This window comes from Massilia polaris, assembly GCF_012927275.1.
Classification (GTDB): domain Bacteria; phylum Pseudomonadota; class Gammaproteobacteria; order Burkholderiales; family Burkholderiaceae_D; genus Telluria_A; species Telluria_A polaris.
In genome coordinates this window covers 182,216-207,651 of record NZ_JABBGG010000006.1, presented here as the reverse complement: position 1 = coordinate 207,651, position 25,436 = coordinate 182,216, and the positions used below count along the sequence as shown (strand labels likewise).

Annotated in this window: 27 protein-coding genes; 13 read left to right on the top strand and 14 right to left on the bottom strand. The window is 65.3% G+C overall.

Annotated elements, in window-relative coordinates:
• Positions 1-2: 2 nt before the first annotated feature.
• The 4 genes from HHL21_RS12530 to HHL21_RS12515 all read left to right on the top strand — a co-directional run bounded on the left by HHL21_RS12530 (position 3) and on the right by HHL21_RS12515 (position 2,736).
• On the top strand, positions 3-830 hold the full coding sequence (locus tag HHL21_RS12530) for a PhnE/PtxC family ABC transporter permease (protein WP_169466274.1): 828 nt from the start codon (positions 3-5) through the stop codon (positions 828-830).
• On the top strand, positions 827-1,618 hold the full coding sequence (gene phnE, locus HHL21_RS12525) for a phosphonate ABC transporter, permease protein PhnE (protein ID WP_169466273.1): 792 nt from the start codon (positions 827-829) through the stop codon (positions 1,616-1,618). Before HHL21_RS12530 ends, phnE begins: the two co-directional genes overlap by 4 nt.
• Before the next feature lie 7 nt (positions 1,619-1,625).
• Entirely contained in the window at positions 1,626-2,282 is a 657-nt protein-coding gene (locus HHL21_RS12520; RefSeq protein WP_169466271.1) for an ABC transporter ATP-binding protein, read from the top strand.
• A gap of 166 nt (positions 2,283-2,448) precedes the next feature.
• Positions 2,449-2,736, top strand: a complete 288-nt coding sequence (locus HHL21_RS12515) for a hypothetical protein (RefSeq protein WP_169466269.1) — start codon at positions 2,449-2,451, stop codon at positions 2,734-2,736.
• A 49-nt stretch (positions 2,737-2,785) separates the two neighbouring features.
• On the opposite strand, the gene HHL21_RS12510 is transcribed toward HHL21_RS12515, so the two are convergent.
• From HHL21_RS12510 to HHL21_RS12495, 4 genes are all read right to left on the bottom strand, one after another.
• Positions 2,786-3,376 carry a hypothetical protein gene (locus HHL21_RS12510; protein WP_229496360.1) on the bottom strand — a complete coding sequence of 197 codons (591 nt, stop codon included), beginning with the start codon at positions 3,374-3,376 and terminating at the stop codon, positions 2,786-2,788.
• A gap of 214 nt (positions 3,377-3,590) precedes the next feature.
• A complete protein-coding gene (locus HHL21_RS12505; RefSeq protein ID WP_169466267.1) occupies positions 3,591-5,057 on the bottom strand; it encodes a Ppx/GppA phosphatase family protein in 1,467 nt (488 codons plus the stop codon).
• Positions 5,058-5,138: 81 nt separating this feature from the next.
• Positions 5,139-6,323 (bottom strand): GGDEF domain-containing protein, encoded by a 1,185-nt coding sequence (locus HHL21_RS12500; protein ID WP_169466265.1) that lies wholly within the window; start codon positions 6,321-6,323, stop codon positions 5,139-5,141.
• Positions 6,324-6,338: 15 nt separating this feature from the next.
• Positions 6,339-6,614 carry a hypothetical protein gene (locus HHL21_RS12495; protein ID WP_169466263.1) on the bottom strand — a complete coding sequence of 92 codons (276 nt, stop codon included), beginning with the start codon at positions 6,612-6,614 and terminating at the stop codon, positions 6,339-6,341.
• Positions 6,615-6,682: 68 nt separating this feature from the next.
• Here HHL21_RS12495 and HHL21_RS12490 point away from each other — a divergent pair, with 68 nt between their 5' ends.
• The 3 genes from HHL21_RS12490 to HHL21_RS12480 all read left to right on the top strand — a co-directional run bounded on the left by HHL21_RS12490 (position 6,683) and on the right by HHL21_RS12480 (position 9,529).
• On the top strand, positions 6,683-7,441 hold the full coding sequence (locus HHL21_RS12490) for a spermine/spermidine synthase domain-containing protein (RefSeq protein ID WP_169466261.1): 759 nt from the start codon (positions 6,683-6,685) through the stop codon (positions 7,439-7,441).
• Positions 7,442-7,552: 111 nt separating this feature from the next.
• Positions 7,553-9,190 carry a putative bifunctional diguanylate cyclase/phosphodiesterase gene (locus tag HHL21_RS12485; RefSeq protein ID WP_370659716.1) on the top strand — a complete coding sequence of 546 codons (1,638 nt, stop codon included), beginning with the start codon at positions 7,553-7,555 and terminating at the stop codon, positions 9,188-9,190.
• Positions 9,191-9,319: 129 nt separating this feature from the next.
• A complete protein-coding gene (locus HHL21_RS12480) occupies positions 9,320-9,529 on the top strand; it encodes a hypothetical protein (protein ID WP_169466257.1) in 210 nt (69 codons plus the stop codon).
• Between the two features lie 96 nt (positions 9,530-9,625).
• Here the strand turns inward: HHL21_RS12480 and HHL21_RS12475 are convergent, their stop codons facing one another.
• Together HHL21_RS12475 and HHL21_RS12470 are read right to left on the bottom strand one after the other, a co-directional pair.
• Positions 9,626-9,991 carry a hypothetical protein gene (locus HHL21_RS12475; RefSeq protein ID WP_169466255.1) on the bottom strand — a complete coding sequence of 122 codons (366 nt, stop codon included), beginning with the start codon at positions 9,989-9,991 and terminating at the stop codon, positions 9,626-9,628.
• Positions 9,992-10,072: 81 nt separating this feature from the next.
• Positions 10,073-10,210, bottom strand: coding sequence for a hypothetical protein (locus HHL21_RS12470; protein ID WP_169466253.1), 138 nt, complete (start codon positions 10,208-10,210; stop codon positions 10,073-10,075).
• Positions 10,211-10,406: 196 nt separating this feature from the next.
• Here HHL21_RS12470 and HHL21_RS12465 point away from each other — a divergent pair, with 196 nt between their 5' ends.
• Positions 10,407-10,607, top strand: coding sequence for a hypothetical protein (locus tag HHL21_RS12465; protein ID WP_169465846.1), 201 nt, complete (start codon positions 10,407-10,409; stop codon positions 10,605-10,607).
• Between the two features lie 13 nt (positions 10,608-10,620).
• Here the strand turns inward: HHL21_RS12465 and HHL21_RS12460 are convergent, their stop codons facing one another.
• Positions 10,621-10,776, bottom strand: a complete 156-nt coding sequence (locus HHL21_RS12460) for a hypothetical protein (RefSeq protein ID WP_169466251.1) — start codon at positions 10,774-10,776, stop codon at positions 10,621-10,623.
• 158 nt (positions 10,777-10,934) lie between these two features.
• Between HHL21_RS12460 and HHL21_RS12455 the strand changes: the two genes are divergently transcribed.
• On the top strand, positions 10,935-11,618 hold the full coding sequence (locus HHL21_RS12455; RefSeq protein WP_169466249.1) for an SOS response-associated peptidase family protein: 684 nt from the start codon (positions 10,935-10,937) through the stop codon (positions 11,616-11,618).
• On the opposite strand, the gene HHL21_RS12450 is transcribed toward HHL21_RS12455, so the two are convergent.
• Positions 11,619-11,798: a hypothetical protein gene (locus HHL21_RS12450; RefSeq protein ID WP_169466247.1), complete on the bottom strand. Its 180-nt coding sequence runs from the start codon at positions 11,796-11,798 to the stop codon at positions 11,619-11,621.
• A 200-nt stretch (positions 11,799-11,998) separates the two neighbouring features.
• Between HHL21_RS12450 and HHL21_RS12445 the strand changes: the two genes are divergently transcribed.
• The 3 genes from HHL21_RS12445 to HHL21_RS12435 all read left to right on the top strand — a co-directional run bounded on the left by HHL21_RS12445 (position 11,999) and on the right by HHL21_RS12435 (position 14,736).
• The gene (locus tag HHL21_RS12445; RefSeq protein WP_229496358.1) at positions 11,999-12,886 is read left to right on the top strand and encodes an alpha/beta hydrolase; all 888 of its coding nucleotides are present in this window, start codon (positions 11,999-12,001) and stop codon (positions 12,884-12,886) included.
• A 100-nt stretch (positions 12,887-12,986) separates the two neighbouring features.
• Positions 12,987-13,970, top strand: coding sequence for a L,D-transpeptidase family protein (locus HHL21_RS12440; protein WP_169466245.1), 984 nt, complete (start codon positions 12,987-12,989; stop codon positions 13,968-13,970).
• Positions 13,971-13,995: 25 nt separating this feature from the next.
• A complete protein-coding gene (locus HHL21_RS12435; protein ID WP_169466243.1) occupies positions 13,996-14,736 on the top strand; it encodes a M23 family metallopeptidase in 741 nt (246 codons plus the stop codon).
• On the opposite strand, the gene HHL21_RS12430 is transcribed toward HHL21_RS12435, so the two are convergent.
• The 4 genes from HHL21_RS12430 to HHL21_RS12415 all read right to left on the bottom strand — a co-directional run bounded on the left by HHL21_RS12430 (position 14,726) and on the right by HHL21_RS12415 (position 21,699).
• The gene (locus tag HHL21_RS12430; RefSeq protein WP_169466241.1) at positions 14,726-16,483 is read right to left on the bottom strand and encodes a M4 family metallopeptidase; all 1,758 of its coding nucleotides are present in this window, start codon (positions 16,481-16,483) and stop codon (positions 14,726-14,728) included. The two genes, HHL21_RS12435 and HHL21_RS12430, sit on opposite strands and share 11 nt — an antisense overlap.
• A 168-nt stretch (positions 16,484-16,651) precedes the next feature.
• Positions 16,652-17,884: a sensor histidine kinase gene (locus HHL21_RS22165; RefSeq protein WP_169466239.1), complete on the bottom strand. Its 1,233-nt coding sequence runs from the start codon at positions 17,882-17,884 to the stop codon at positions 16,652-16,654.
• On the bottom strand, positions 17,881-19,458 hold the full coding sequence (locus HHL21_RS12420; protein WP_267874075.1) for an ATPase domain-containing protein: 1,578 nt from the start codon (positions 19,456-19,458) through the stop codon (positions 17,881-17,883). The genes HHL21_RS22165 and HHL21_RS12420 overlap by 4 nt, the downstream gene beginning before the upstream one ends.
• A 105-nt stretch (positions 19,459-19,563) precedes the next feature.
• A complete protein-coding gene (locus tag HHL21_RS12415; RefSeq protein WP_206085743.1) occupies positions 19,564-21,699 on the bottom strand; it encodes a TonB-dependent receptor in 2,136 nt (711 codons plus the stop codon).
• A 143-nt stretch (positions 21,700-21,842) separates the two neighbouring features.
• On the opposite strand from HHL21_RS12415, the gene HHL21_RS12410 reads away from it, so the two are divergent.
• Complete coding sequence (locus HHL21_RS12410; RefSeq protein ID WP_169466235.1) at positions 21,843-23,039, top strand: PepSY-associated TM helix domain-containing protein; 1,197 nt, start codon at positions 21,843-21,845, stop codon at positions 23,037-23,039.
• A gap of 10 nt (positions 23,040-23,049) precedes the next feature.
• Here HHL21_RS12410 and HHL21_RS12405 read toward each other — a convergent pair whose 3' ends face one another.
• The gene (locus HHL21_RS12405; RefSeq protein ID WP_169466233.1) at positions 23,050-24,825 is read right to left on the bottom strand and encodes a DUF885 domain-containing protein; all 1,776 of its coding nucleotides are present in this window, start codon (positions 24,823-24,825) and stop codon (positions 23,050-23,052) included.
• 135 nt (positions 24,826-24,960) lie between these two features.
• Complete coding sequence (locus tag HHL21_RS12400) at positions 24,961-25,380, bottom strand: thrombospondin type 3 repeat-containing protein (protein WP_169466231.1); 420 nt, start codon at positions 25,378-25,380, stop codon at positions 24,961-24,963.
• Positions 25,381-25,436 lie beyond the last annotated feature (56 nt).

The window sequence follows — 25,436 nt, the reverse complement described above, 5'->3', positions numbered from 1 at the left end:
GCATGCGGCAAGCCACCCTCCATCCGGACCCGGCGTGGCGCGCGCGCGTCGTGATCACGCTCGCCTGCCTCGCCCTGTTGTGGCCGATGCTGGTGTATTCCGAATTCAAGCCGTGGACCCTGTTCGAGCCGCAGAGCCTGACGGCCGCGTGGAACTTCGCATCGGGGTTCCTGACGCCGGCGCATGATCCCGAGTTCCTGTCCATGGTGTTGCGCGAGACCTGGCAGACCGTGGCGATCGCCACCGCCGGCCTGGCGCTCGCGCTGCTGGCCGCCATTCCCGCCACGCTGGTGGTCACTGAAATCCTGTCGGTCTCGCGCCTGGGCACCGGCCGCATGCGCATGTCGTCGCGCATCGTGCGCCAGTCGGTGCGCTGGATCCTTGTCCTGCTGCGCAGCGTGCCGGAACTGGTGTGGGCGCTGCTGTTCGTGCGCCTGGTCGGCCTCGGCCCCACCGCCGGCGTGCTGGCGATCGCCCTCACCTACAGCGGCATGCTTGGCAAGGTGTACGCCGAGATCCTCGAATCGGCCGACGCCCGCGCCACCGACGCGCTGCTGGCCGGCGGCGCGGCGCGGCTGCCGGCCCTGCTCTATGGCGCGATTCCGGAGTCGGCGTCGGAGCTGGTGTCGTACACCGTGTACCGCTGGGAATGCGCGATCCGCGGCTCGGCCGTCATGGGTTTCGTCGGCGCGGGCGGCCTCGGCCAGCGCATGGATGAATCGATGCGCATGATGGCGGGCGGCGAAGTGGCGACCATGCTGATCGTGTTCGTCCTGCTGGTCGCCTGCGCCGACATGGTGTCGAAAATGCTGCGCACGAGGCTCGCATGAGGCGCGCGCTGCCGCCGGCGCCACGGCATTCCTTGTCCACGCTGCTGCTGCTGATCGGCCTGGCCGTGCTGGTGGCCGCCAGTTTCGCGACCTTGCCGCTGGAATGGGCCGCGCTGTTTTCCAGCGATGCGGTGCGCAGCAGCGGCGAGTTCCTGGCCGGCTTCGCGCCCCCCGAAGCGGCACTGCCCTTCCTCCAAAAAACCCTGGCCGCGACCCTGGAGACTTTGTCGATGTCGGCGCTGGGCACGCTGCTGGCGGTCGTCGGCGGCATCGCGCTGGCGATGCCGGCCGCAGGCCGCTTCGGCAAACTGCTGCGCGTGCCGGCGCGCGGCATCCTGAACGTCCTGCGTTCGATACCCGAACTGGTATGGGCGTCGCTGCTCCTGGTGGCCGCCGGCCTTGGCCCGTTCGCAGGCACGCTGGCGCTGGCCGCGCATACGTCGGGAGTGCTGGGACGGCTGTTCGCCGACGTGCTGGAAAACGCCGAGCCGAATCCGGAGCGCGCGCTGCGCGCCAACGGCGCCGCGGCGGGTAGCGCCTTCTTGTATTCGACCTTGCCGCAGGCGCTGCCGCAGATGCTGTCGTACACGCTGTACCGCTGGGAGAACAACATCCGCGCCGCCGCCGTGCTGGGCGTGGTCGGCGCCGGCGGGCTTGGGCAGATGCTGAAGTATCACCTGTCGCTGTTCCAGATGCAGCAGGCCGCCACCGTGATCCTCGCGATGCTGGTGCTGGTCGCGCTGGTCGACGCCGCCAGCTTCGCGCTGCGCCGCGCCCTTACCCGCTAGGCATGCCATGCTCGACCTGATCAGCGTCACCAAGACCTACAACGGGCGCGCGGTGCTGGCCGCGCTGTCGCACCATTTCCCATCCGGCCAATTCGTCGCCATCATGGGCGAATCCGGGGTCGGCAAATCGACCTTGCTGAACCTGATCGCGGGGCTCGACACGCCGGACAGCGGCCAGGTGGTGGTGGACGGCACGCCGGTCTCCGCGCTGGGCGACGACGCCGCGACCCGGCTGCGGCGCAGCCGCATGGGCTTCGTGTTCCAGGCGTTCCATGTGCTGCCGCACCTGACCTTGCAGCAGAACGTCGCGCTGCCGCTGCTGCTCAATGGCCTCGACGCCGGCGCCGCGCTGCGGATGCTTGAAAAGGTCGGGCTGGGTGGACGTGGCGGCGATTTTCCGCGCCAGCTGTCCGGCGGCGAAATGCAGCGCGTCGCGATCGCGCGCGCGCTGGTGCACAAGCCAGCGCTGGTGCTGGCCGATGAGCCGACCGGCAACCTCGACCCCGACACCGCGGCCGGCATCCTCGACCTTCTGCGCGCCGAAATCAAGGCCAGCGGCGCCGCCGCGATCATGGTCACCCATTCCCACGCCGCTGCCGAAAAAGCCGACAAAACCTTCGTATTAACACGCTCTGGATTGACGTTAGCGTCTGTTGTGCGCTAGTTAGTTCAAATCTCAGGTTTAATTTGTCAACAATGCTGCGCATATATTCTTAACGTAGTATCATTATTCCGACCCGATCTGCATTAATTCTCACCGAAAGTAACGATCGGCAACGTTGGGCGGAATTCGGAAAATCCTGTCAATGTGAGCTAATTGGAGGGGTACGATGAACGTACGGCAGAGAAAACTGGAAATGATCGAGGCGATGAACCGCGCCCGGGCGCTGGAACCGTCGAGCTTTATGCCCAACAAGCTGCTCGACACCCTGATCCAGAAAATGCACCTGAAAAATGACGCGGAGCTATGCCGGGTGCTGGAAGTCCAGCCGCCGATCATCAGCAAGATTCGCCACCGCAAGCTGGCCGTCGGCGCGACCATCCTGCTGCGCATGCACGAGAAATCGGACATGAGCATCAAGGAGCTGAAGGAGCTGTCGAACGCGTCGATGCACTAGCTGTGCGCTGCGAACCGCCGCTAACGGCCGGTCCGCATTGTCGCGCACCTTAGCTGCTCTTCGGGCGCCCCGTCTTCAGTTGCGGCAGGCTGGCCAGCACGCTCTTCAGCGTGGCCATGTCGATCTCGCGGATCAGCGCCACGCCGACGCGCAGCAACTCGCTCTTCTTGATCTCGAAGCCAGCCTTCAGGCAGGCCTTCTTCACTCGCGCCAGCACGGCGTACTCCTCTTCCGGCATCGTAAAACTGTCGCGCACCAGCTTCGGCTTGCGGGTTTTCTCGCGCTCGGGCGCCGCCTCGGCCGGTTTCGGCGCCGCCCTGGCCGATGATTTCGGCGCCGGTGTGGCCGCCGCTTTCGGCGCCGGCTTCGACGCCGCCCTGGTTGCCGCTGGCTTTACGGCTGCCTTTGCGACCGGCTTGGCGGTTTTCTTTGCCGCGGCGGCCGGGGAGGCTTTTGCGGCGGACCTGGCCGGGGCTTTCGCAGCCGGCTTGGCTGACACCCTGGCAGGCGCCTTGGCCGCCGCTTTTACCACGGCCTTCGCGGGCGCTTTCGGCAGCGGGCGCGCAGCGGCTTTTTGCGCCACGGCGTTGATGGCATCGACCGGATGCCCGTTGGGTTTCGCAGGGGCTAGCTTGCTCATTGGTTCTCCATCGCTGAATAGTTAAAACAATATATACGATTTATTTTGTTTTCGGAAGAGGCCGGAGCGGCGCCGTCGCGCTGAACGGGCATTTCACTCGTTCAACATACGCCAAACTGGCTGGTGCGGGGCGTCCGGGACAGGAAAACTTGACCTGTATCATTAATTGAAACAGGCAGTGTCGGCCGTGCGAGACAATCGCGCGGAAACAGTATTACTGAATGGCCTGGACCGGTTTGACGGCGAGATCGATCCCGACTTCGTCCCACCACTCCTGCTCTTTCTCTATCCAGTAACTGATGGTTGGATGTTCCGCGAGCAAATCGCGGCTGGCCTCGATGTCGATGCGGTTCTTCATGCGCAGGCGCAGCTGGCCGGGCGCCAGTTCGATCCGCGCGTGCATCAGCAGGATGGCGAAGCGCAGCGCCAGCACCGCCTTGGCGAAATCAGGCGCCGACTGCGCGCCGCCCAGCTTGCGCAGGTTGCCCTTCTGCGCCAGGATCAGGCGGCTCATGGTTTTCTGCTCGCCCGCCGTGAAGCCAGGCAGGTCGGCGTTTTCGACCATATAGGCGGCGTGCTTGTGGGCCCCGGTCTGCGACACGACCATGCCCACTTCATGCATCCACGCGCTCCAGTACAGCAGCCGTGCGAGGCTGTCATCGGCCGGCTTGAGCTGCGTGTAAAACATCGCCGCCGCTTGCGCGACGCGGGCCGCGCGCTCTTCGTCGACGTGGAAACGGGTGGCCAGCATGCGCACCGATTCGTCGCGGCGGTCGCGCTGCGTCGAGCGCAGGTACAGGTCCCACATCACGCCCATGCGCAGGCCCGCCTCGACCGGCACCAGTTCGGCGATGCCCAGCTCCGCCACCAGCGCGATCAGGATCGCCAGCCCGCCGATGATGGTGCCGGCGCGGTCCGCGCGCAGGCCGGGCATGTCGATGCGCGACACGTCGCCGAATTCGATGAAACGTTTTTTAAGCGCGTCCAGGCCGGCCGGCGTCAGCCGGCCGTCGCCCAGTTCGTTCTTTGCGATGACGTCGGCGATCGTGCGGACTGTGCCCGACGAGCCGTAGGCCTGGCTCCAGTTATGCGGATGGTAAGGCGGCGCGGCGTCCTCGAAGTGGCTGCGCGCCGACAGGATCGCGTGCTCGAACGAGACCGCGTCGATGCGCCCGCCGGCGAAGAACGACAGGCTCTGTTTGACGGTGCCGACGCTGAACGATTCGACCCGCTCGATGTCGAGGCCGCGCCCGAGGATCAGTTCCGTGGAGCCGCCGCCGATGTCGACCACCAGGCGCCGCTCCTTCGGCGCCGACAGCGAACTGGCCACGCCCATATAGATCAGGCGCCCTTCTTCCTCGCCTGAGATGATCTCGATCGGGTGGCCGATGGCCTGTTCAAGTTCGGGTAAAAACGCCTGGCCGTTGCGCGCCACGCGCATCGCGGAGGTGGCCACCACGCGCACCGCGTCGAAGCGGTAGGCCGCCAGCGCGACGCGGAAATTGGCCAGGCAGGCAAGCGCCGCCTGCTTCGCCGCTTCGGTCAGGTCGCCGCTGGCATCGAGGCCCGCGGCAAGGCGGATCGGCTCGCGCACGCTTTTGAGCACGCGGATGGTCTCGCCGTCATGCCTGCCGATCGACAGGCGAAAACTGTTGGAACCCAAATCAACGGCAGCATACATGCGAGCCTCTGTTTCGCTTATTGTCATCAAGGGCACCGGGCCGTGAAAATCGTAACACGATAGCCGGGCAATGTGACGCCCTTATGACGCCGGCGGCACCCAGGCTTCCGGCACGACCGGCGTAACGGCCTGCACCACCTTGTTGCGGCCGCCCTGCTTGGCCGCGCGCAGCGCTTCGTCGGCGCGCTGGAACAGGCTGACCGTGGTGTCTTCGGGGCGGATGGTGGTGACGCCGAAGCTGGCCGTCATCTTGATTATCGCGCGCTCGGTCTTGACCGGCGTGGCTTCGATCGCGCGGCGGATCCGTTCGGACACCAGCAGCGCGTCGAGCAGGTCGGTGCGCGGCAGCAGCAGCGCGAATTCGACGCCGGCCATGCGGCCGAGGATGTCGCTGTCGCGCAGCTGGCGCTTGCAGGTATCGACCATGGTGCGCAGCACCACGTCGCCGGCCGGATGGCCGTAGCCGTCGTTGATGCGCTTGAACTGATCGAGGTCGAGCAGCACCACCGCGGTGGGCTGGCCGGGACGGCGCGCCAGCGCCATCCATGGCGCCAGCAGGTTGAAGAAGCCGCGCCGGTTGGGCGCATCGGTGAGCGGATCGGTCATTTCGAGCCGCTCGAGTTCCTGCTGCAGCTGTTCGCGCGACAGCAGCAGGTAGCCGAACGCCGTCAGCAGCATCAGCAGCACGAACGCGCCCGAGGACAGCGCCTGCACCAGCGCATTGCTGATCCAGCCCCAGCCTCCCGGCATGGTCAGCGCCAGGATGGCGCGCGCCGCCACCAGCAGCGACAGCAGCGCCAGTGAGACGACCAGGAAGCGGCGCAGCATGCTGCCGTTGCGCCAGCCCAGCGCCAGCGCGGCCGCGCCGAGCAGGTAGAAGCCGCCCAGGATCAGCGAGCTGGCCACCACGCGCAGCCCGATCTGGTCGATCGCGTAGCACGCCAGGAAGGCGGCGATCGATGCGCCCAGCAGCGGATAGACATAGCGGCGCCAGCGCGGGCGGCCGGCCACTTCCCACAGGCTGCCCGCCTCCAGCGCGACGCCGGCGAACAGCAGGCCGTAGCCGATCGGGATCGACACCAGGTCGGGGGCGACGCCGCTGCCGCGGAAGTACAGCAGCAGCCAGCCGGCTGCCTGGCACTGGCGCGAGATCGCCCAGGTCGACAGCGACGGCGCCTTGCGGCTGCCGAATTCGAAGAAGAAGAGTGCCGCGCACAGGGCCAGGTTGCCCAGCGCGAGCACGAAGACCATCGTGGTGATGTCCATCGGCGCCGGCCTGGGTCAGATTTCGTGTTCGACGCTGGTGCTGCCGTCGCCGATCTTGCTGGCCCAGGCCTGGGCGAAGTAATCGCGCTCGGCATCGCTCGGGGCCAGGTTCCAGAACACGATCAGGGTGCCCTTGTGGTCATGCAGCTGGGTGAACTTCTCCACAAATTCCGCATTCCCGCCGGCGTCGGCCAGCGCCATGACATAACCGTACACGCGCGTCAGCCGCTCGATGCGGTCCGGTTCGGTCATGCTGTTGGTCGCGGTAATGGTAGGATGATCTAAGAACATGGCGTCTCCGAGTGGCTGCCCGCAGAGCTTATCAGAAACCAATGCTTATCAACAAGGTATCCTTTGCCATGCAGCCACCGGAATATCCGCTCGACGCCGCCACGCCCATCGTCGCTACCCGCGGCGACCGCCGCACCCTCGAATTCGCCCCCGGCGAGGTGCAAAGCGAGATGCGGCTGTCCGATCCGGACGCCCTGGTGCTGGCCTACTGCCGCGCGATCATGTGCTTCGCCTTGTTCGTGCCGCGCCCGCGCCACATCCTGATGGTCGGGCTGGGCGGCGGATCGCTGGCCAAGTTCTGCTACCGCCATTTCCCGCAGGCCCGCATCACGGTGGTCGAACTGCGTGCCGACGTGATCGCCCTGCGCGAACAGTTCCACGTGCCGGCCGACGACGCCCGCTTCGAGGTGGTGCACGCCGACGCCGCCAGCTACCTGGCCTGCATGCCGGCCACCGTCGACGTGCTGGTGGTGGACGGGTTCGACGCCGGCGGCCTGCCGCCGGTGCTGGGCAGCGCGCGCTTCTACGGCGACTGCCGGCGCGCGCTGCGCGACGGCGGCGTGATGGCCGCCAATATGTTCAGCTACGACCCGCACTACCGCGCCATGTTCGAACGGCTGCGCCTGATGTTCGACGACCGCGTGTGCCGCTTCGACAAGGTCGCGGGCAACAACCGCATCCTGTTTGCGGTCAAGGCGCCACTCGGCGGCGCGGCGCCGCGCGCGCTGACCGTCCAGCGCCTGGTGGCGCGCCGGGACGGGCTGGGCGCCGGCTGGCTGAACCGCCTGCTGGCGCGCGCCGTGGTTCGTTTCCTTGCGCACATTTGAAGTAATCGCCCAACAATAAAGTTTGCGATGAGCACTGTTTCTGTGACACACTGATGCACGCTGATGACAACCCGGACGGACTCGTCCCTTTCGCACCTTAGGAAACAGGATTTGCTGCGTCGCCGCCTGCCATTTTCGTTCGCTGCCGTAGCGGTCCCGGCCTTCGCTGCCAAAGCCGCCACCGCCGCGACGCCGCTTGCCGCCGCCGGTTTGCCGGACGCCGGCCAGGTTTCGCTGATCCTGCTGTGGGTGGCGATCGCGCTTGCCGCCGGCGCCGTCGCGACGATCCGGGTGCTGGCGCAGCGCGCCAACCGCCTGCAGCAACAGCTCGACCTGCGCAGCGCCGAACTCGCGCGCGCCAACCAGTGCATCGCCGAGGACGCCCTCGCGCGCTCGGTCAGCGAACAGCGCATCCACCACATCGCCCAGCATGACGTCCTGACCGGGCTGCCAAGCCGCAGCCTGCTGCAGGACCGCCTGGGCGTGGCGATCGGCGACTCCGAACGCAGCGGCGAGCCGCTGTGGGTCTTGCTGATCGACCTCGACCGCTTCAAGTATGTCAACGACAGCATGGGCCACAAGGCTGGCGACGTGCTCCTGATGACGATCGCCGCGCGCCTGCGCTCGGCGCTGCACGACGACGACACCGTGGCGCGCCTGTCCGGCGACGAGTTCGTCGTCATCATGAGCCAGCACCCCGGCCAGCGGCTCGGCCCGCAACTGGTGCAGCAATTGATGGACTCCGTGGCCCAGCCGGTCCTGCTCGGCACCAAGGAGTATTCGGTGACCTGCAGTATCGGCGTGGCGGTCTACCCGACCGCCGGCGCGCTGGCCGACAGCCTGATCGAGCACGCCGACATCGCGATGTACAGCGCCAAGAAGCTCGGCCGCAACAACTTCCAGTTCTACACGCCGGCCATGAACGACGAGGCGCAGGAGCGCGTGCGCATCGAGAGCGCGCTGCGCAAGGCGCTCGAGCGCGACGAATTCGTGCTGCACTACCAGCCGCAGGTCGACCTGGCCAGCGGCAAGATCGTCGGCATGGAGGCGCTGATCCGCTGGCAGCACCCGGAGCTGGGCATGGTGCCGCCGATGCGCTTCATCAGCGTGGCCGAGGACATCGGCCTGATCGTCCCGATCGGCGCCTGGGTGATGCGCACCGCCTGCCTGCAGAACCGCGCCTGGCAGGATGCCGGCATGGGCCACCTGCGGGTCGCCGTGAACCTGTCGGCGCGCCAGTTCGGCTCGCCTGACCTGCTCGACAACATCAGCGCGGTGCTGGACGAAAGCGGGCTCGATGCCAACTGCCTGGAAATCGAACTGACCGAAAGCCTGTTCATGAGCGACGTGACCTTGGCGGTCGAACTGCTGCACAATATGAAGGCGATCGGCGTCAACCTGTCGATCGACGATTTCGGCACCGGCTACTCCAGCCTGTCCTACCTGTCGCGCTTCCCGATCGACGTGCTGAAGATCGACCGCTCGTTCGTCACCAACATCACGCGCGACGCCAGCGACGCCGCGCTGGTCGCGTCGATCATCAACCTGGCGCATAACCTGAAGCTGTCGGTGATCGCCGAAGGGGTCGAAACCGAAGAACAACTCGACTACCTGCGCCGCCACGGCTGCGACGAAATGCAGGGTTATTACGTCAGCCGTCCGCTGCCCGCGCTGGAATTTGAACTCCTTTTGCGCGAGCACAATCAGCTGGCGGATGACAAAATTCTGCTGACGGCGGGAGCGAACTAAAATAAACGGGGAAAACGCTTTATTTAGTTAATATTATTGTGGTCACATCGACATCGTTTGCGTACAATCACGCCATGTCACGGAGGCTGACGCCGAAGTGCAACGCGAGCAAGACCAAAACGGAACGACATGAGCTCAGAGATGAACAGTAACGGCGTGGCTGAAGAAGTCGGCGCGCATATCCGTACTGATTTTCGCACCCGCGACGTAGTGAACCAGGCAATAGCGGCAATACCGACGCTGGGGCTTCAGAAGGCGGCAGAATTCCTGTCGGCGATGAATGTCCCGCCCGAGGTAGCGATCCGCGCCCTGGCCTACCCGGTCAAGCGCAAGCACTAAAACCGGCTTAGGAAGAAAGACGCCGGGACCGGCTCCGACAAGGAGCAGGTCCCGGCGTCTTTTTTTGTCGGGGGGGTTTTCTATCCGCCGAGGCGTTCAAGCCTGGGCGTCGATGTCGGCCAGCGATTCGCGGCCCTTGTCGGTCAGCGTGAAGCCGCCTTCTTCGCGCGGCGCGATGTGCGATTTTTTGCCGAGAAACAGCTGGACATCGCCATCGACGGCAGCGGCCGGATCGGCGGCCAGCGCGCGCAAGGTCTCGACGCAGCGGCGCAGGAACAGCACTTCCTCGCCCTTCTCGGTCAGCTGCACCTTGCCGCCGTGGCGCTCATACTTGATCAGCTTGATGCCCGACAGGCGCTTGGCGTTACGCCCGACGCAGGCATTGACCCGGTCATGCGAGGCGCCGCGGCGGATAAAGTCGAGCGCGTCGTATTCGTCGGTGGTCAGTTTTTCATTCTTCATTGCAGCAATATCCAAGTAAGCCAGGCGGCCCACATGGTAACCGCGCAGCGGGTGCGCGGCAAGCCGAAACGGCGCCGGCGGCTAGCGCAGGGCCCGCAGCGCCAGCCATGCGAAGCCGACGCCGAAGAATGCGCCCAGCACGAGCGCCGCGCGCCAGCGCGCCGATCCGAGCACTGAGGTGCGCCCGAGGTAGATCTTGTTGTGTAAGGAATTGCCCATCATATTCTCCCCCAGCACTATGAATGAATGATGATTCATTATAAAAATGGGCCGGGAAATTCCCGTGTGACGCCGAACACAAATAACAATATTTATAGCCCAGAAGCAACACAATTGCACGCGGCCCTACTGCGCGCCGGACCCGGGTCGCGGCTGCTACGATGGACTCAAATACAACACTTGCACCGGAGTCCCCATGAACGCCAGCACGCCAACATCCGATCCCGCCGCCGCACGCCCGATGACCGAGGAAGCCGATATCGGCAGCGGTGAAAAATCGCCGGGCCACGCCGAAACCGAAGAAATGATCCGCCAGATCCCGCCGCTGCCGCCTTCAGGCCCGGGCGGCGATGCCGACGCGCCGAAAGACGGCGGCACCGCGCAGCAGCGCGGCTGAACGCGCTCCCGTATCAGCCTGCCTTGATCGGCGGCTCGGGGAACCTGGGCTCCTCGACCGGCGCATTGGTCGGCGCCGGGACATCGTCCGGCACCGGGGTTGGCTTCGGCTCCGGCGGGGCGTCCGGATCGGGTGTCGAATGCGCATGCTGCGCGAAAGTCTCGCTCATGGTCTGCCTTTCAAGGGAAGAAGAATCGTAGCAAAGCGCGCAGCCACGTTCTTATCGAAAATCAACATCGAGTCTGTCCCGAAAACCGCGCGCGGTTTTCCCACGCGCGGTTTTCGGGTATCGTTTCGCCTTACCGACTTCTTGCAAACGGATCCCGCATGTGCGGACGCCTCGACCAAAGCCACAGCGCCAGTGAATACCTCGCCGCCATGCAATGGCCGCAATCGAACCCGTTCGCGGCCAGCCAGGCGGCGCCCAGCGATAACGCGTCGCCGGGCACTTACCGTCCCTTGATGCGCATCGTCGACGACCAGCTCGTCATCGACGACTGGTTCTGGGGCTACCGCGCCTCGTGGGCGGTCGGCAAGGTGCCGATCGCGATCAACGCGCGCATCGAGAAAATTGCGAACCGCTACTGGTCGCCGCTGGTGCGCACCGGCCGCGCCATCATCCCTGCCGACGGCTGGTACGAGTGGACCGGCGAAAAGGGCAACAAACAGCCCTGGCATATCCACCTGAAGTCGCGCGCGCCGCTGTTCCTGGCGGCGATCGCCGCTACCGGGCCGTGCCGCGAAAATGCCTGCGAGACCGGCTTCGTGATCGTCACCGCGGACGCCGAAGGCGGCATGGTCGATGTGCACGACCGCCGCCCGGTGGTGCTGTCGGCCGCGGACGCCAGGCTGTGGCTCGACCCCGTCCTGTCGGCCGATGCGGCCGAGCGACTGGTGCGCTCGGTGGCGCTTGGTCCGGATGAGTTCGAATGGCATGCGGTCAGCCGCGAGCTTGGGCGGTCGGCCAGCGAGGGGCCGCACCGGGCGGCCCAGCTCGACCTGCCCTTGTGACTACTTGTGGTTGTGCTTCTGCTTGGCGCCGCCGCCGGCGCCTTCGTTCTTGCCGGCCTTTTCGCGGCTCATGTGGTCATGGCTGCTCTTGTCGGTGACGCCGGCCTGCTTCGTCGCTGCATCCGCTTCCGACTCATGGGCCGATTGCTTGTTCTGGGTGTCCGATTTATTCTGGGTCATGATGCACTCCTCGTTGCAAGTGACTGAAAATTGAAACCGCGCCGCACTGCAGGCACGTTTTTGTCACCTTAGCATGGAAGATCTGAACGGTCGGTACGCCCCATCCAATCGTGCGCGGCCTTGCCACGGCATGCCGCGGCTTTCACTTTTGCCACGAATCTGGGTATAGTTCAGCACCTTTCAAAACCTGGAAAAGCCCGATGACCGACCGCCTGCGCGCCCTGCTTCCCGCCCTCCTGTTCTCCAGCGCGGCCGTCGCCGCCCCGATGACCCTGGACGACTACCTGAAGTTGTCCGGCCCGGCGCCGACGGCGCGCATCGCCTACGGCAGCGCGCCGTCGCAGTTCGCCGAGCTGTTCCGGCCCGAGGGCAAGGGACCGTTCCCGGTGGCGGTGCTGGTGCATGGCGGCTGCTGGACGATCAAGTTCGGCGGCATCGAGCAGATGCGCAACGTGGCCGGCGCGCTGGCGGCCGAAGGGATCGCGGTGTGGAATGTCGAATACCGCCGCTCCGATGAAGAAGGCGGCGGCTATCCCGGCACCTACCAGGACATGAACGCGGCGCTCGACAAGCTGGACGCCGAGGCAGGCAAGTACCAGCTCGACACCAGCCGCATCGTCGCCATGGGCCACTCGGCCGGCGGCCAGCTGGTGCAGTGGATTGCCGGGCGCGGCCGGATTCCGGCATCGAGTCCGCTGTTCCATCCGAACCCGCTGCCGGTGCGCGAGATCATCAGCCTGGGCGGCCTGGCCGACCTGCGCAACGAGAAGGACCTGATCAAGTCGAGCTGCGGGCGCGACACCGTCGAACTGGCAGGCCTGCCAAGCGCCGCCCGTCCCGATGTGTTCGTCGACACCAATGCCGCCGAGCTGATGCCGAACGGCAGCCGCACGGTGCTCGTCACCGGCGAGCTCGACACGATCTCGCCGCCGCGCGCCGCGCACGATTACGCGGCGCGCGCGCGCAAGGCCGGCGACCAGGCCGAGGTGCTGATCCTGCCGGGCGCCAGCCACTACGACGAAGTCGCGGCCACCTCGCCGGCATGGAAACTCGTGTTGCCGGTGATCCGCGCGGCCCTCGAACGCTAAGACATATGGGATTCCAACGATGAGTACGCTACCGCACAGACCCTGATGTTCTCGTGGCACTACTCTTGTCTCATCGCATCATATTGAGTTAAGGAGCCCCATGAATAAATTTGCACACATCGCCGCCGCCATCGCCAGCGCGGCAGCACTGTCCACTTCGTACGCAGCCCCTGCCGCGCCTGCTCCCGGCCTGACGGTGGAAGCGGTCAATTCCGCCGGCAAGCTGGCCAGCAAGGCAAAGCAACCCACAGCGGTCATGCTGCGCGCACAGGTCCTGCTCGACCGTGCACAGTTCTCGTCCGGTGAAATCGACGGCGCCTACGGCTCCAACATGCGCCAGGCGCTGTCGGGCTTCCAGCGCGCCCGCGGCCTGCAGCCTACCGGCATGATCGACACCAGGACCTGGGATGCGCTCAACACCGACACGGCGCCCGCGCTGGTCAACTACACGCTGACCGACGCCGATGTCGCCGGCCCGTTCCAGGCGATTCCGGAAGAAATGGCCGACAAGGCCAAGCTGACCACCCTCGGGTTTGCCAGCGCCGCCGAAGCCATCGGGGAAAAATTCCACGCCAGCCCGAAACTGCTGGCGCGCCTGAACCCGGGCAAGGAGTTCCGCGCCGGCGAGCAGATCGTCGTGCCTAACGTAACCGGCCTGGCGCCATTGCCGAAGGCCGGCAAGATCGTGGTCGACAAGACCGACCGCACCCTGACCCTGTTCGATACCGCCGGCAAAGTCATCGCCCAGTATCCGGTCTCGACCGGCAGTGAAAACGACCCGCTGCCGGTCGGCACCTGGAAAGTGAACGGCATTTCGAAGAATCCGGTCTACCACTACAACCCGAAGCTGTTCTGGGATGCGGAGCCGGGCGACAAGAAGGCCAAGATCCAGCCCGGCCCGAACAACCCGGTCGGCGTGGCCTGGATCGACCTGTCGAAGGAGCATTACGGCATCCACGGAACCCCGGTTCCCGGCACCATCGGCAAGACCCAGTCGCACGGCTGCATCCGCCTGACCAACTGGAGCGTCGCTGCTCTGGGCGAGTCGGTCGCAGCGGGCACCGCAGTCGAATTGCAAGAGTAAGCCAAACTACGTGGAGTGACGACAAATGAAGTGGATCCTGACGTTTATCGGTGGCACCCTGCTGGGCGTGATCGCCTTGTTCATCTACTTGCGCAAGGTGGGCACGGAAGCGCCCCCGCCGCCGGTCGTCGTCCCTTCCGCCATCACCGCACCGGCGGCGCCTGCCCCAACGGCAGCGGCGCTGCCGGGCGCGCCTGACGTGCCGCCCGACCTGACCGAGGCCGACCTGCCGATCCGCCCTGCGCCATCGGAAGTGCCGGCGATCGCCAAGGTCGATGGCGTCACGTCCACCGCGACGCCAAAGCTGATGATCCCGGTCGAAGGGATCAAGGCGTCCGACCTGTCCGACACCTACAACCAGACGCGCGGAACCGAGCGGACCCACGAGGCGCTCGACATCTTGGCGCCCAAGGGCGCCAAGGTGTTCGCCACGGCTGACGGGAAAGTGGCCAAGCTGTTCAACAGCAAGCAAGGCGGCCTGACGGTCTACCAGTTCGACCCGAGCGAGTCCTACGCCTATTACTACGCGCACCTGGACCGCTACGCCGATGGCATCAAGGAAGGCGATGTCCTCAAGCGCGGCGACCTGGTGGGTTACGTGGGCGTGACCGGCAACTCCGATCCGAACGGCCCGCACCTGCACTTCGCGGTGTTCGAACTGACGGCGGAAAAGCAGTGGTGGAAGGGAGCCCCGGTCAACCCTTACCCGCTGATGGGCGAGCCGGCTCCCGCTTCCACGCCGGTGGCGGCGGCGCCTACTCGCTGACGTCCGGGCCGACGTTGATGGCCGCGTAGGCACGCTGCACGGCGACGGCTTCCTTGCTGTCCATGCCATACAGTTCCTGCGCCGCCGCCAGCACCTTGTTGCGCGCGTCGGCGTAGTTGGTGACCGCCGTGAACTTGGTGGTCAGCGCCTTGAACCAGATGCGGTAAGCCTTGTCGCTGCCGATGCCGGTCATCCCGAGCGGCTCTTTCACCAGGTACTTGCTGTAGTGTTCGCTGCCCTTGTCGGCATTCGATCCCTGCGACAGGAAAAAGAACATCCGGTTGTTCGGGCCGCTGCTGTAGTGGACGTCGATCCGCTTCAGGCTGCTGCTCCACGCATCCGGGCTGCTGCCGTCCTTGCTCGGCTTGAACATCCAGCGCAGCGGCGTGTTGCTCTTGCTGATTTCCGTACCCATCATCCAGTCGTTGCCCCTGGCCGGAATCTCCTCGCCGGTGCCGCCGGCGCGCGCATACGCCTCCACCATTTCGCCGCTGATATCGGACGCCGACTCGTTCAGCCCGCCCGACTCGGCGAAGTACAGCAGCTTGGAGGTGGCGGCGGTGACGCCGTGGCCCATCTCGTGGCCGACCACGTCGAGCGAGCCCAGGTTGTTGAAGCTGGAGCCGTCGCCGATGAACATGCATTTGCAGGTATCGCTGTAGTAGGCGTTGTCGTAGGCCGTGTTCACGTGCACCGCGATGTAGGTCGCATTGTTCTGGCCGTCGAGCGACTGCCAGCCGAGCGTGTTCTTCAGCATGTCGTAGGTGTTCATCAGCCCCCACATCGCGTTGACCGCGGCGGTCTGGCCGTTGGCGCCGGTGGTGCTGCCGCCCTCGACGAACTGCTTGCCGTCGCCCCAGGTATTGCTCCAGTGCGCATACAGTTCGCCGGCCGAGGTGCCGTGGTTGGCGTTGGTAATGGCCATGCCGCCGTGCAGGCCGCCCTTGCCGCGCAGCGGATCGACCAGCTTGAAGGTATCGCCCTGCTGCGTGGTCGACAGCGGCACCACGCCGTTGTACTGGCTGTTGCCCACGCCGGCCGCTGTGGTCTGCAACATGCTCCACTGGTTGATGATGCGCCCGTCGCGCGCGCCGACCACGCTGTCGTGATAGTACGGCTGGTTGCCGACCACCATCCGCGTGCGCACCAGGTACGCCAGCGCGTAGCCGGCCACCACCTCCTCGACATCGAAGGCATTCAGGTCCGCTTCCGGCTTGCTGAGGGCGGCCGGCACGCGCGCGGTCCTGACGATCGGGTAGACGATCAGTTCGGCCGTCGGCGCCACCAGCGGCTTGCCCTGAGGCGCCGTCGATTTCACCGCCACGGCGATCGCCGCTTGCGGGGTGATGGCCGGCCTGACGCTGAAGTTGGCGGTGACGGCGCCCAGCTTGTTGGCCGGCCCGCGCCCGAGGAACAGGCGGCGGTCGGACACCGATTCGTTGAGGATCTGTCCGGCCGCGTTGACCAGCACCACCGATTCGGAGCCGAACACGCGCACGCCCTTGTAGGTGTGGCTGGCGCGCGCCACGGTGGTGCCCTCGACGCCGGGATGCTGGTTGGTGACGACGTAGCCATGGTCGGCGTCGAGCCCTTGCAGCGAGCGGTGCGCAGCCAGCTTGGCGACCAGCGCCTGCGCGTCGACGCTGGTCGGCGCGCCCATCATCGGTGGAGCGGCGCGCGCGGGGGCGCCGCTCATTACGGCCAGCGCGCAGATCGCCGCAGCCACAGGGGTCATGTTGATCGTCATATCCGTCTCCAATCGTCAGGAGGCCGCGCGGAACGCGCCGGGCTCTCTGGCATATTGGATGAGGCAGGATTGGTGTATTTGCCGGGCCGCAAAAAGCGGGCAGGCTCAGCCGTTGCGCGCTTTGCGCGATCACAACGAATTACGAGGGAGGCAACAGGTATGGCCGCGTCACGCGGCGGCCAGCGGCAGGCGGATCGAGAACGTGGCGCCGTGGCCGAGCCCAAGGCTGGTGACGGTGATGGTGCCGCCGTGCAGTTCGACGATGTGCCTGGCGATGTAGAGTCCCAGCCCGAGGCCGGTGTCGTTGCCCTGTTTCTGCAGGTTGAATGCGCCAAACACGTGCGGCAGGTCGTGGGCTTCGATGCCCTGTCCCGAATCGATGACGTCGATCACCGCGTGCCGTGGCTCCTGGCGAACATTCAGCGCGATGCGTCCGCCTTCGGGAGTGAACTTCACGGCATTGAGCAGCAGGTTCCACACCACCTGCTGGAGGCGCTGGCCATCCGCCTCGATGATCACGCGCTCGGCGTAGTCGGCCGGCGTGACCTGCAAGGTGATCTGCTTGTGATGGGCGTTGATTTCGACGGTCGATACCGCGTCGTGCAGCACCTGTCCCAATGACACCGGCTTGCGTTCGATCGACATCTGCCCGGTCAGGGTGCGCGAGGCGTCGATCAGGTCGTTCACCATCAGGGTTTCCTGGGCCACGTGCTTGCGCATCATGCCGATGCTGGCCTTGGCGGCGTCGGGCAGGTCCGGCATGGTCCGCTGCATCAGCTCGAGGCGCAGCGACAACGCCGCCAGCGGCGTGCGCATTTCGTGCGACACGGTCGCGAGAAATTGTTCGCGGGCGCGGTTGACCCGGTTAACCTCGGCAATTGCCTCGCGGTGGCGGTCGGACGAATCGACCAGGGTGCGCAGCAAGGCCGTCAGCACCGCCATGCGGGCGTCGGACACCGGCGACTCGAGCCGCACCTCGCCCCACAAGGCATGGCCGAGCAGGCCGACCTGGCGCGCGATGCGGTCGCACGCCATCGGCGAGCTGAAGTCGCTCAACGTCCAGCCGTACACCACCACGCCATAGGTCTTGCCGAAGCGCGTGAGCGGCATCGCGCAAACGCGCAAGGCATCGCAGAAGGAAGCGGCCACGGCGGCGCCGTGGTCCAGCACCTGGATCGCCAGTTCCTGTTCCAGCAGGGCGCCGGCGCCGCCTTCGCGCCACAGGGTGGAACCGGCCAGCAAGGCCGCGGTGCGCGACGAATGCAGCGGTCCGATCTGGCGCCTGGCGTGGGCATCGTAGGCCGATACCACCAGCCCCGACGCGTGTGCAAACTGGCGCAACGGCGCCGACCAGTCTTCCCAGTCGATGACGGTTTCGCCGTTTGCATGAACGCGGATCACGAGGCTGGTTCTACAGGCAATTCGGCCGAATCCGGCAGTTCCTTTCCTTGCGCGACTGCCACCTCGATGCTCGGGCTGGTGCGCGAAGGCGAACGCGACAGCAGGCCGTAGTAGGACGAGAACGGCAGCTGCGGCACTGTCCCCGGGTCCTCGGCCGCGGCTTCGTCGTCCACCAGCAGCAGGCCGCCCTCGCCGATCACGTATTCGCGCGTAACTTGCGGGTTGCGGCTGCCGCGCACTTTCGGCACGGCGATCGCGCGGCGCAGCTGGGTCGAGATTTCGACGTAGTTGAGCAGGATGATGTTATCGACCAGGTGGGAACCCTTGAGGTCTTCGCTGATCTGCGAGATTCCCAGCAGTTCGGGGCTCTCGTAATTGAACAGGATGGTCGCCAGGCGGTCCTTGACGAAGGTCGCCAGCGCGTACAGGTAGTCGGCCACCTCGTCGCGGCTGGACATTTCGTAGACCGCCACCGAATCGAACACCACGCAGTCGATGCCGTGCTCTTCGACCAGCTTGATGATGAGGTCGAAGTGCACATCCAGTTCGAGCTCGAGCGGCGACTCGTAATGGATGAACAGGTTGCCGGCCTCGACCTGGCCTGCGATGTCGAAGCCCAGCGAAGCGGCGTTGCGCATCAGCTGGCGCGGGTGCTCGTCCAGGCTCACCAGCAAGGTCTTGTGGCCGGCCTTGATGGCGGAGGTCAGGAACTGCACGCCGAACACCGTCTTGCCGGTGCCGGAAATGCCGGTGACCATCGTCACCGAGCCTTGATAGATGCCGCCGTCCATCATGCTGTCGATGGCCCGGGACCCGGTCGACAGGCGCTCGCTGGAGGTTGGCTGGTCGTCCGAGGTGACCGGGCGCGACTGGGCGCGGCGGTAGACGTGGATGCCGACGTCCTTTTCGATGCGCATCGTGTGGCTGCCGCCGATGAATTCCTGGCCGCGCGACTTGAGCACGGTCAGGCGGCGGTGCACGCGCCGGTGTTGTTCTTCGCGGGTCAGCGAAATGATCGTGTCGAACACGAAGCGTTCGTGCGGATAAACGCCGTTGGTCCCTTCGTCCTGCTCGGCGGTGACCATGGTGGTCACGCCCAGGCGGGTCAGGCCCTCGATCAGCAAGTGGACGTCTTCGCGGAAGGGAATGTCGTGTCGTTCGGCATACAGGCGGATTGGGGTCAGGCCGTCGATCAGCAGGCGCTTGGCGCCAAGTTCCTGCAGCACGCTGGTCAGAACGCCGTCGGACGTGCGGAACTCGTTCAGCAAGACCGCCGGGCTGGTCTGGATAATCTTGATCGTGCCCGCGTCGATCAGCTCCTGCATCGGCCAGTTGAAGCCGGCGGCGTCGCGCAGCAGCTTCTGCGGGTCGAGCTCGAACGAAATAATTGCGCCGGGCTCGCCGTAATGGGCCGCGCCCGCATAGATGAAACCCAGTCCCAGCGTTGTCTTGCCGGAGCCCGGCGCTCCCTCGACGATCAGGTTGTTGTTGCGCGGGAGCCCGCCCATCAACACCTCATCCAAGCCTAGAATGCCCGTCTTTACCAGCGTTTCCACAGTTGCCTCTTCGCACATAACGATGTTCTTGTTGGGCCGGCGTATTCACGGCGCATGAACGAACAGTCTAGCAGCGTTACTTCTTATGTGCGGCACGTTCCATTGCAAATGTGCCAACGCGACTTAGAACATCCGGCTGAAGTTCACAGCCAGCGTACGGCCACGCCCGGCGTAGGTGTTGCCCGGGTCGGTCGCCGCCGCCGATTGCGAGTAGTAGCCGACGTATTGCTTGTCCAGCAGGTTCTCGATGCTCACGCCGATCTTGCCGTGGCGGCTGTCGAAGCTGGCGGCGGCGTCAACCAGCGTGTAGCCGTTGAAGTGTTCTTCCAGGCGGCTGGTGCCAACCATGCGGCCGATGTTGATGTCGCGGTCGACCAGGTGGGTGGCCTGCAGGCGCAGGCTGGAGGCCGGCAGCCACTTCCAGTTGGCGCCCAGCACGGCCTTGTCCGGTCCCTGCGAGCGCGCGCCCAGCGAAATATCCATCGGCGCGCCCTGGGTGGCGGCGGTCTTGCCGTCGGTCTGGGCATAGCTGCCGAAGGCCGAGACGGCACGGGTCGGACGCCACTCGCCGCTCACTTCCCAGCCCTTGACGGTGGTCGGCACGCGCTCCACCACGCCCACGCCGCTGGCGATGATGCGGATCACGCTGCCCAGCTTGGAGCGCGAATCGTAGCGCGAGATGCCGAACTGGCCCTTCTCGCCGCGCCAGTTGAGGCCGATTTCGTTGTTGCGGGTGACGATAGGCTGCAGGCTGATCAGGTTCGAGACCGACTGCCCCGGCGTCGCGACGCCGCGCAGCACCAGGCCGGCGTCCGGCAGCCCGAAGCCTTCCGAGCTGGCGGCGAACGCCGACCATTGCGGGGCGAAGCGCCACACCGCGCCAATATTCTTGACCGACTTCGAGAACTCGGCCGAGCCGCCTTGCACGGTGCGGCTGCCGTAGGCGGCCAGGGTGGTGTAGGTGTCGACTTCCAGCTCGGCGATCTCATGGCGCACGCCGCCGCGCACGGTGACCGGGCCGAACTCGTATTCCAGCTGGGCGAACGGCGCCGTCGAATTGAACTTCAGCAGCGGCACCCAGGTGCGGTCGGTGATGGCCAGGCGCTGTTCGGTTTCGTCGCGCAGGAAGTCGACGCCGACCGTGGCTTCGAGGCCGGCGATCAGCGTGTCCGGACGCACGTAAGTAATGCGCGAGCCGAGCTTGTCGGCCAGGATCTGCGACTGGTCCCACAGCGTGCCGTTCGGCGCGATGCGGGTGTCCTGGAAGGTGACGACGCGGGTAGCGCCATACAGCGATTCGAACTGGTGGCCGAACAGCTGGGCGCTGAAGATGCCGCCGGCGAGGTCGGCATGGCGGTAGTCGAGGCTTGCGCTGCGCACCTTGTTGCGCGGCGCGTCGCCGATCGGGGTGCCCGGCAGCGAACTGGTCGGCACGCCTTCGGCGACGCTGCCCGGATCGTTCATGTAGTCGCCGTCGCCCTCGAGGTTGAAGCGGTTGAGCGACAGCTGCAGGCGCTGGGCGCCGAAGGTCTTGCCGATCTTGACGAACAGGTCGTCGCCGTGGGTGTCGAGGGTGTCGCCCTGGACGGTGTCGATGCCGAGGCGGCGGCCGCTGCCGTCGTAGCTCATGCCGCGGCGCTGCACGGCGGCGTAGCCGAGGAAGTCGAAGGCGTCCGACTTGTGGCTGATCGAATAGCCGGTCTTCCAGTCGATGTTGTCCGAGCGGAACTGGGTCGAGGCGCGCAGGTTGATGCCGTGCGTGGTGCCGTTGGCGCGCGGCGCCTTGGTGATGTAATTGATGATGCCGCCGGTCGCGCCCATGCCCTGCACTGCCGACGCGCCATTGATGACCTCGATGCGCTCGACGATGAAGCTGTCGGCGAAGTAGCCTTCGCGCATGCCGGCGCGCAGCGGATTCGACTGCGGAATGCCGTCGAGCAGGATCAGCGGCTGGCGCCCGCGCAGCGACTCGCCGGTCGAACTCATCTTCTGGCGGCTTGGCGCGTAGCCCGGAATGTAGGTCGACAGCGCCTGCGACGGGTCATCGGCGATCAGGTACTGGGCCGCCAGGTCCTGCTGGCTGATGACCGAGATTGCGCCCGGGATCTTGTCGACGGCCTTCTCGCCGCGCGTTGCGGTGACCACCACTTCAGCCATCTGTCCCTCCGGGCTGGCGATCGCCTGTTGGGCGAAAGCGTTGACCGCCATGGTCATGCATGCTGCGGCGACGGCGCGGGAGAGAGGCTTGATCGTAGGCATTCGACAAAAATCCTTGATGAATAAAGCGGCATTTGCCGCTGAGCAATGTACAATACGAATGATAACGATTCCCATTTAAATAATCAAGCGTATCGAGAATTATTCTCATTTATACTGACACTCCCGCTTCAAGAAACCGCACCATGAAACAATTGATCCGCACAGTGCATTTGTGGACCGGCCTCGTGTTCGGCGCGATCCTGGTCGTGCTCGGCCTGACCGGCTCCTTGCTGAGCTGGATCCACGAGCTGGACAGCATGCTCAATCCGGGCTTGCTGCAGGTGGCGCCGCCGTCGACCATGCGCGCAGGCGAGCCCTTGCGGGTGGACGCGGCGCTGGTGCAAGCGACCACCGATGCGCTGGTGGCAGACCCGCGCTACGGCCGTCCGAGCATGCTGGAACTGCCCGAACGGGCCGGCGACGTCTTCGTTGCGTGGTACCGCCCTGCCCCCGCTCCCGGCGGCGCGCCGTGGACGATGGCGGTGACGCGCCAGGTGATGGTCGATCCGGCCACCCTCGCCGTACTGGGCGAGCGCAACTGGGGCGAGGCGGGCCTGTCGCGTCCGCTACTGATGCCGACGCTGTTCCATATCCACCGCTACCTGGTTGCGGGCGACGTCGGCAAGACGGTGATCGCGGTGACCGGCGTGTCGCTGCTGTTGATGACCCTGACCGGCATCGTGCTGTGGTGGCCGCGCATGGCGCGCGCGGCGATCTGGAAGGCGATCACGGTGCGGCACGGCGGCTCGTGGCCGCGCTTCAGCTTCCAGCTGCACCGCGCGGGCGGCTTCTTTGCCGCACCGATGCTGCTGGTGACCGCGTTTTCAGGCGTTTATTTCAATGCGCCGGACTGGGTGACGCCTGCCATCAAGGCGCTGTCGCACGTCTCGCCGGGCGGCAAGCTGACCAACAAGAGTGCCGCCGGCGGGTCGCGGGTGTCGCCCGCGGAAGCAGTCGCCGCCGCGCAAGCGGAGTTTCCCGATGGCCGCGTATCGCGCCTGTCGTTCCCGGCCAAGCCGGATCAGCCCTTCGAAGCGCGCGTGCGCCAGCCAGGCGAACTGCGCCTGGGCCCGGGCGCAACACGGATCAGCATCGACTCCGGCAACGGCGCCGTGCTGCGCGTAATCGATCCGGTCCGGGCGAAAGGCGGGGACAAGTTCATCAGCTGGCTGTTCCCGCTGCATACCGGTGAGGCGTTCGGGACGGCGGGACGGGTGTTCATCAGCCTGTTCGGCCTGGTGCCGCTCGCCTTCTTCGTGACTGGACTGGTGGTGTGGCTCAAGCTGCGCAAGCCAGTAAAGGCGCCGCGCCGGAAACAATCGGCTGCTGTGGCAGCCTGAGCCGACAAGATCACTTGCCCTGCGCTGGTACAAACTCCTGCATCACCGCCTTGCGCAACAACTGCGGCGGAACCAGGCCCTGGGCCAGCACGAAATCGTTGAACGCCTTCCGGTTGAACTTCTTGCGCAGTGCAACCTCGGCGGCCTGGCGCGTTTCCATCAGGCGCTGGTAGCCGTAGAAGTACGAGGTCGCCTGTCCCGGTGAGCGGAAGGTGTAGCGCTGCATCTCCTGCGTCGCCATGCCTTCGGACATGCCCACTTCATCCATCAGGAAACCCTTCACGCCTTCGGGTGAGATTTCACCGAGGTTGACCATTGGATCGAGGAAGGCGCGGGCCGCTCGCAGCATGCGCGCCTGCAAGGCGAACAGCTGGCCGTCGAGCGGTTCGTACGGCTGCATCTCTGCTTCCGCATACAGCGCCCAGCCTTCTACGTTGACGCTGTTGAAGGCAAACACCGCGCGCGCCGTCGACACGCCCGTTTCAATCATCTTGGCAAACTGCAGTTCATGGCCAGGACGCGCTTCGTGCGCAGTGATCGACCAGGTGCCAGCCTGGTGGGTGAAATCGTCGAAGGCCAGCGACTTGCCGCTGGCGTCAGGCGCCATGCCGGTGGTCAGGACGAATTCGCCGTACTCGCCGGTATTGCCGATCAGGCGAGGCGGGTTCATATGCGGCGCCGGGCTGCGTGCATTCTCGGCGGCGCTTGCCAGGCGGATCAACGCTTTACGCGACGGCAGCGTCACGATGTCCTGCTTGCGCACCGCCTCTTCGATCTGGGCCAGGCGCTCTGCGTACAGCGGCATCACTTTATCGTTTGGGATCTGCTCTTTCTTCAGCTCCAGCATGACCGCGCGGTAATCCGCATTCGGCAGATTGCGCTCACGCGCGATCAGGCCTGCCGTGATGTTCATCTGGTTGCGGATCTCGGCAAACGACATCAGCGCCTTGGCGATCAGTTCCTGCGGCGGGATATCGACGCCAAACTGTTTCAGGTTGTTTGCGTAGACCTCTGGCGGCAGGCGATGGTCGGTGCGCGCACGCGGCAGGATTTGCGCCTTCACCTGCGCGTTGTAATCGGTCAGCTGCTTCTCCAGTGCCGCAAACGTCGGCTCCCACCCCTTCAGGTCGCTCTTGGCGAGCAGGTCCTTCATTCCGGCGATCAGGGTCGGGCTGTTGTTGATGGCCTGCTCGACTTCGCCCTTGTACGGACCCAGCAGGTTCTTGTTCGCTTTCAGGCGTTCCCGCAGACGCTCATTGGCCAGCTCGGTGACGGGACGATGCCCTTTCGCCAGGCCCGCATATTTCTGCAGGCGCACCAGCAAAGTCTTCTGGCGCTCCTTCGGGATGCGCGGGTCGAGCGTCGAACGGACCACGCCGAAGATCGTCTGGGTCAGGTCGTTAAACGGCAAAAAGTATTTACGATCCAGCGTATTGGAACGCATCTGGTCCTTTGCGCTGCCGATCAGGATCTCCAGGTCCTGCCTGACTTTTGGATTGGTTTCCGCTTTGAGGCGTTTCTCCATTTCGGCGATCACGGCGCGCAGGTCCTTGTTGGTCGGCTCGAACAGGTCGCGCGACAGGTCGGTGATCTGCTCGTCGAATCCATCCACACCCAGCGCGCTGGCGCCTTCAGGCGAGTACTTGGCAACGACGTTCAGCAGCAGTTTTGCGTTGGCATTACTTTTCGTGACCCACGGCTGTTCTGCCGCGGCGACCGGCAGCGACAGCACGGCCAGCGTCAGGGCGCTGATCAGGGCGCGGAGTTTCAGATTCGATGGCGACATGTCATTCCTCTTCGTTGATTTGATATTGCGTGTTTGGAACTGTCGGGAAGTATAGAAGTAATCTTGTTTCTCAGGCAAAAAAATAGCTCCCTGAAGGGAGCCATGTACTGACGAGAATCGCCTATTTATATCGGATCAGTTACGGACCGGATTGTTGGGGCGACGATCATCGCGGTTGAGTACGCCATCGTTGTCACGGTCGCGGTCGTGGCGATTGATCACGCCATCGCCGTCGCGATCGCGCTGGCCGGCCCTCCAGCCACCACGGTTGAACTCCCATCCGTTCGGGCCCTCGCGCCACTCCGCGCGGCGGTAATGCTGTCCGCGGCGAACCTTCTCAAAGTGCCCCTTCACCCAGGTGTATTGCCGGCCCGTCCAGGTCCAGTAACCCGGCGCCCACTCGTAGCCCCGGCGCGCGGCCGGAACTCTTTCATGCTTTGCTGCGGGCGGCGCGACACGAACGACGACGACTTCGCCTTTCGCCTGGGCTTGGGGGACCATGGCGACGGTGCTCAGTACCAGGGCGGCGGCAGCAGACAAGAGAACATATTTCATAAGAGTTCCTTAAGTTGTTGTGTCATTAATATAACAACTTAAAACCTGCGCAGGCG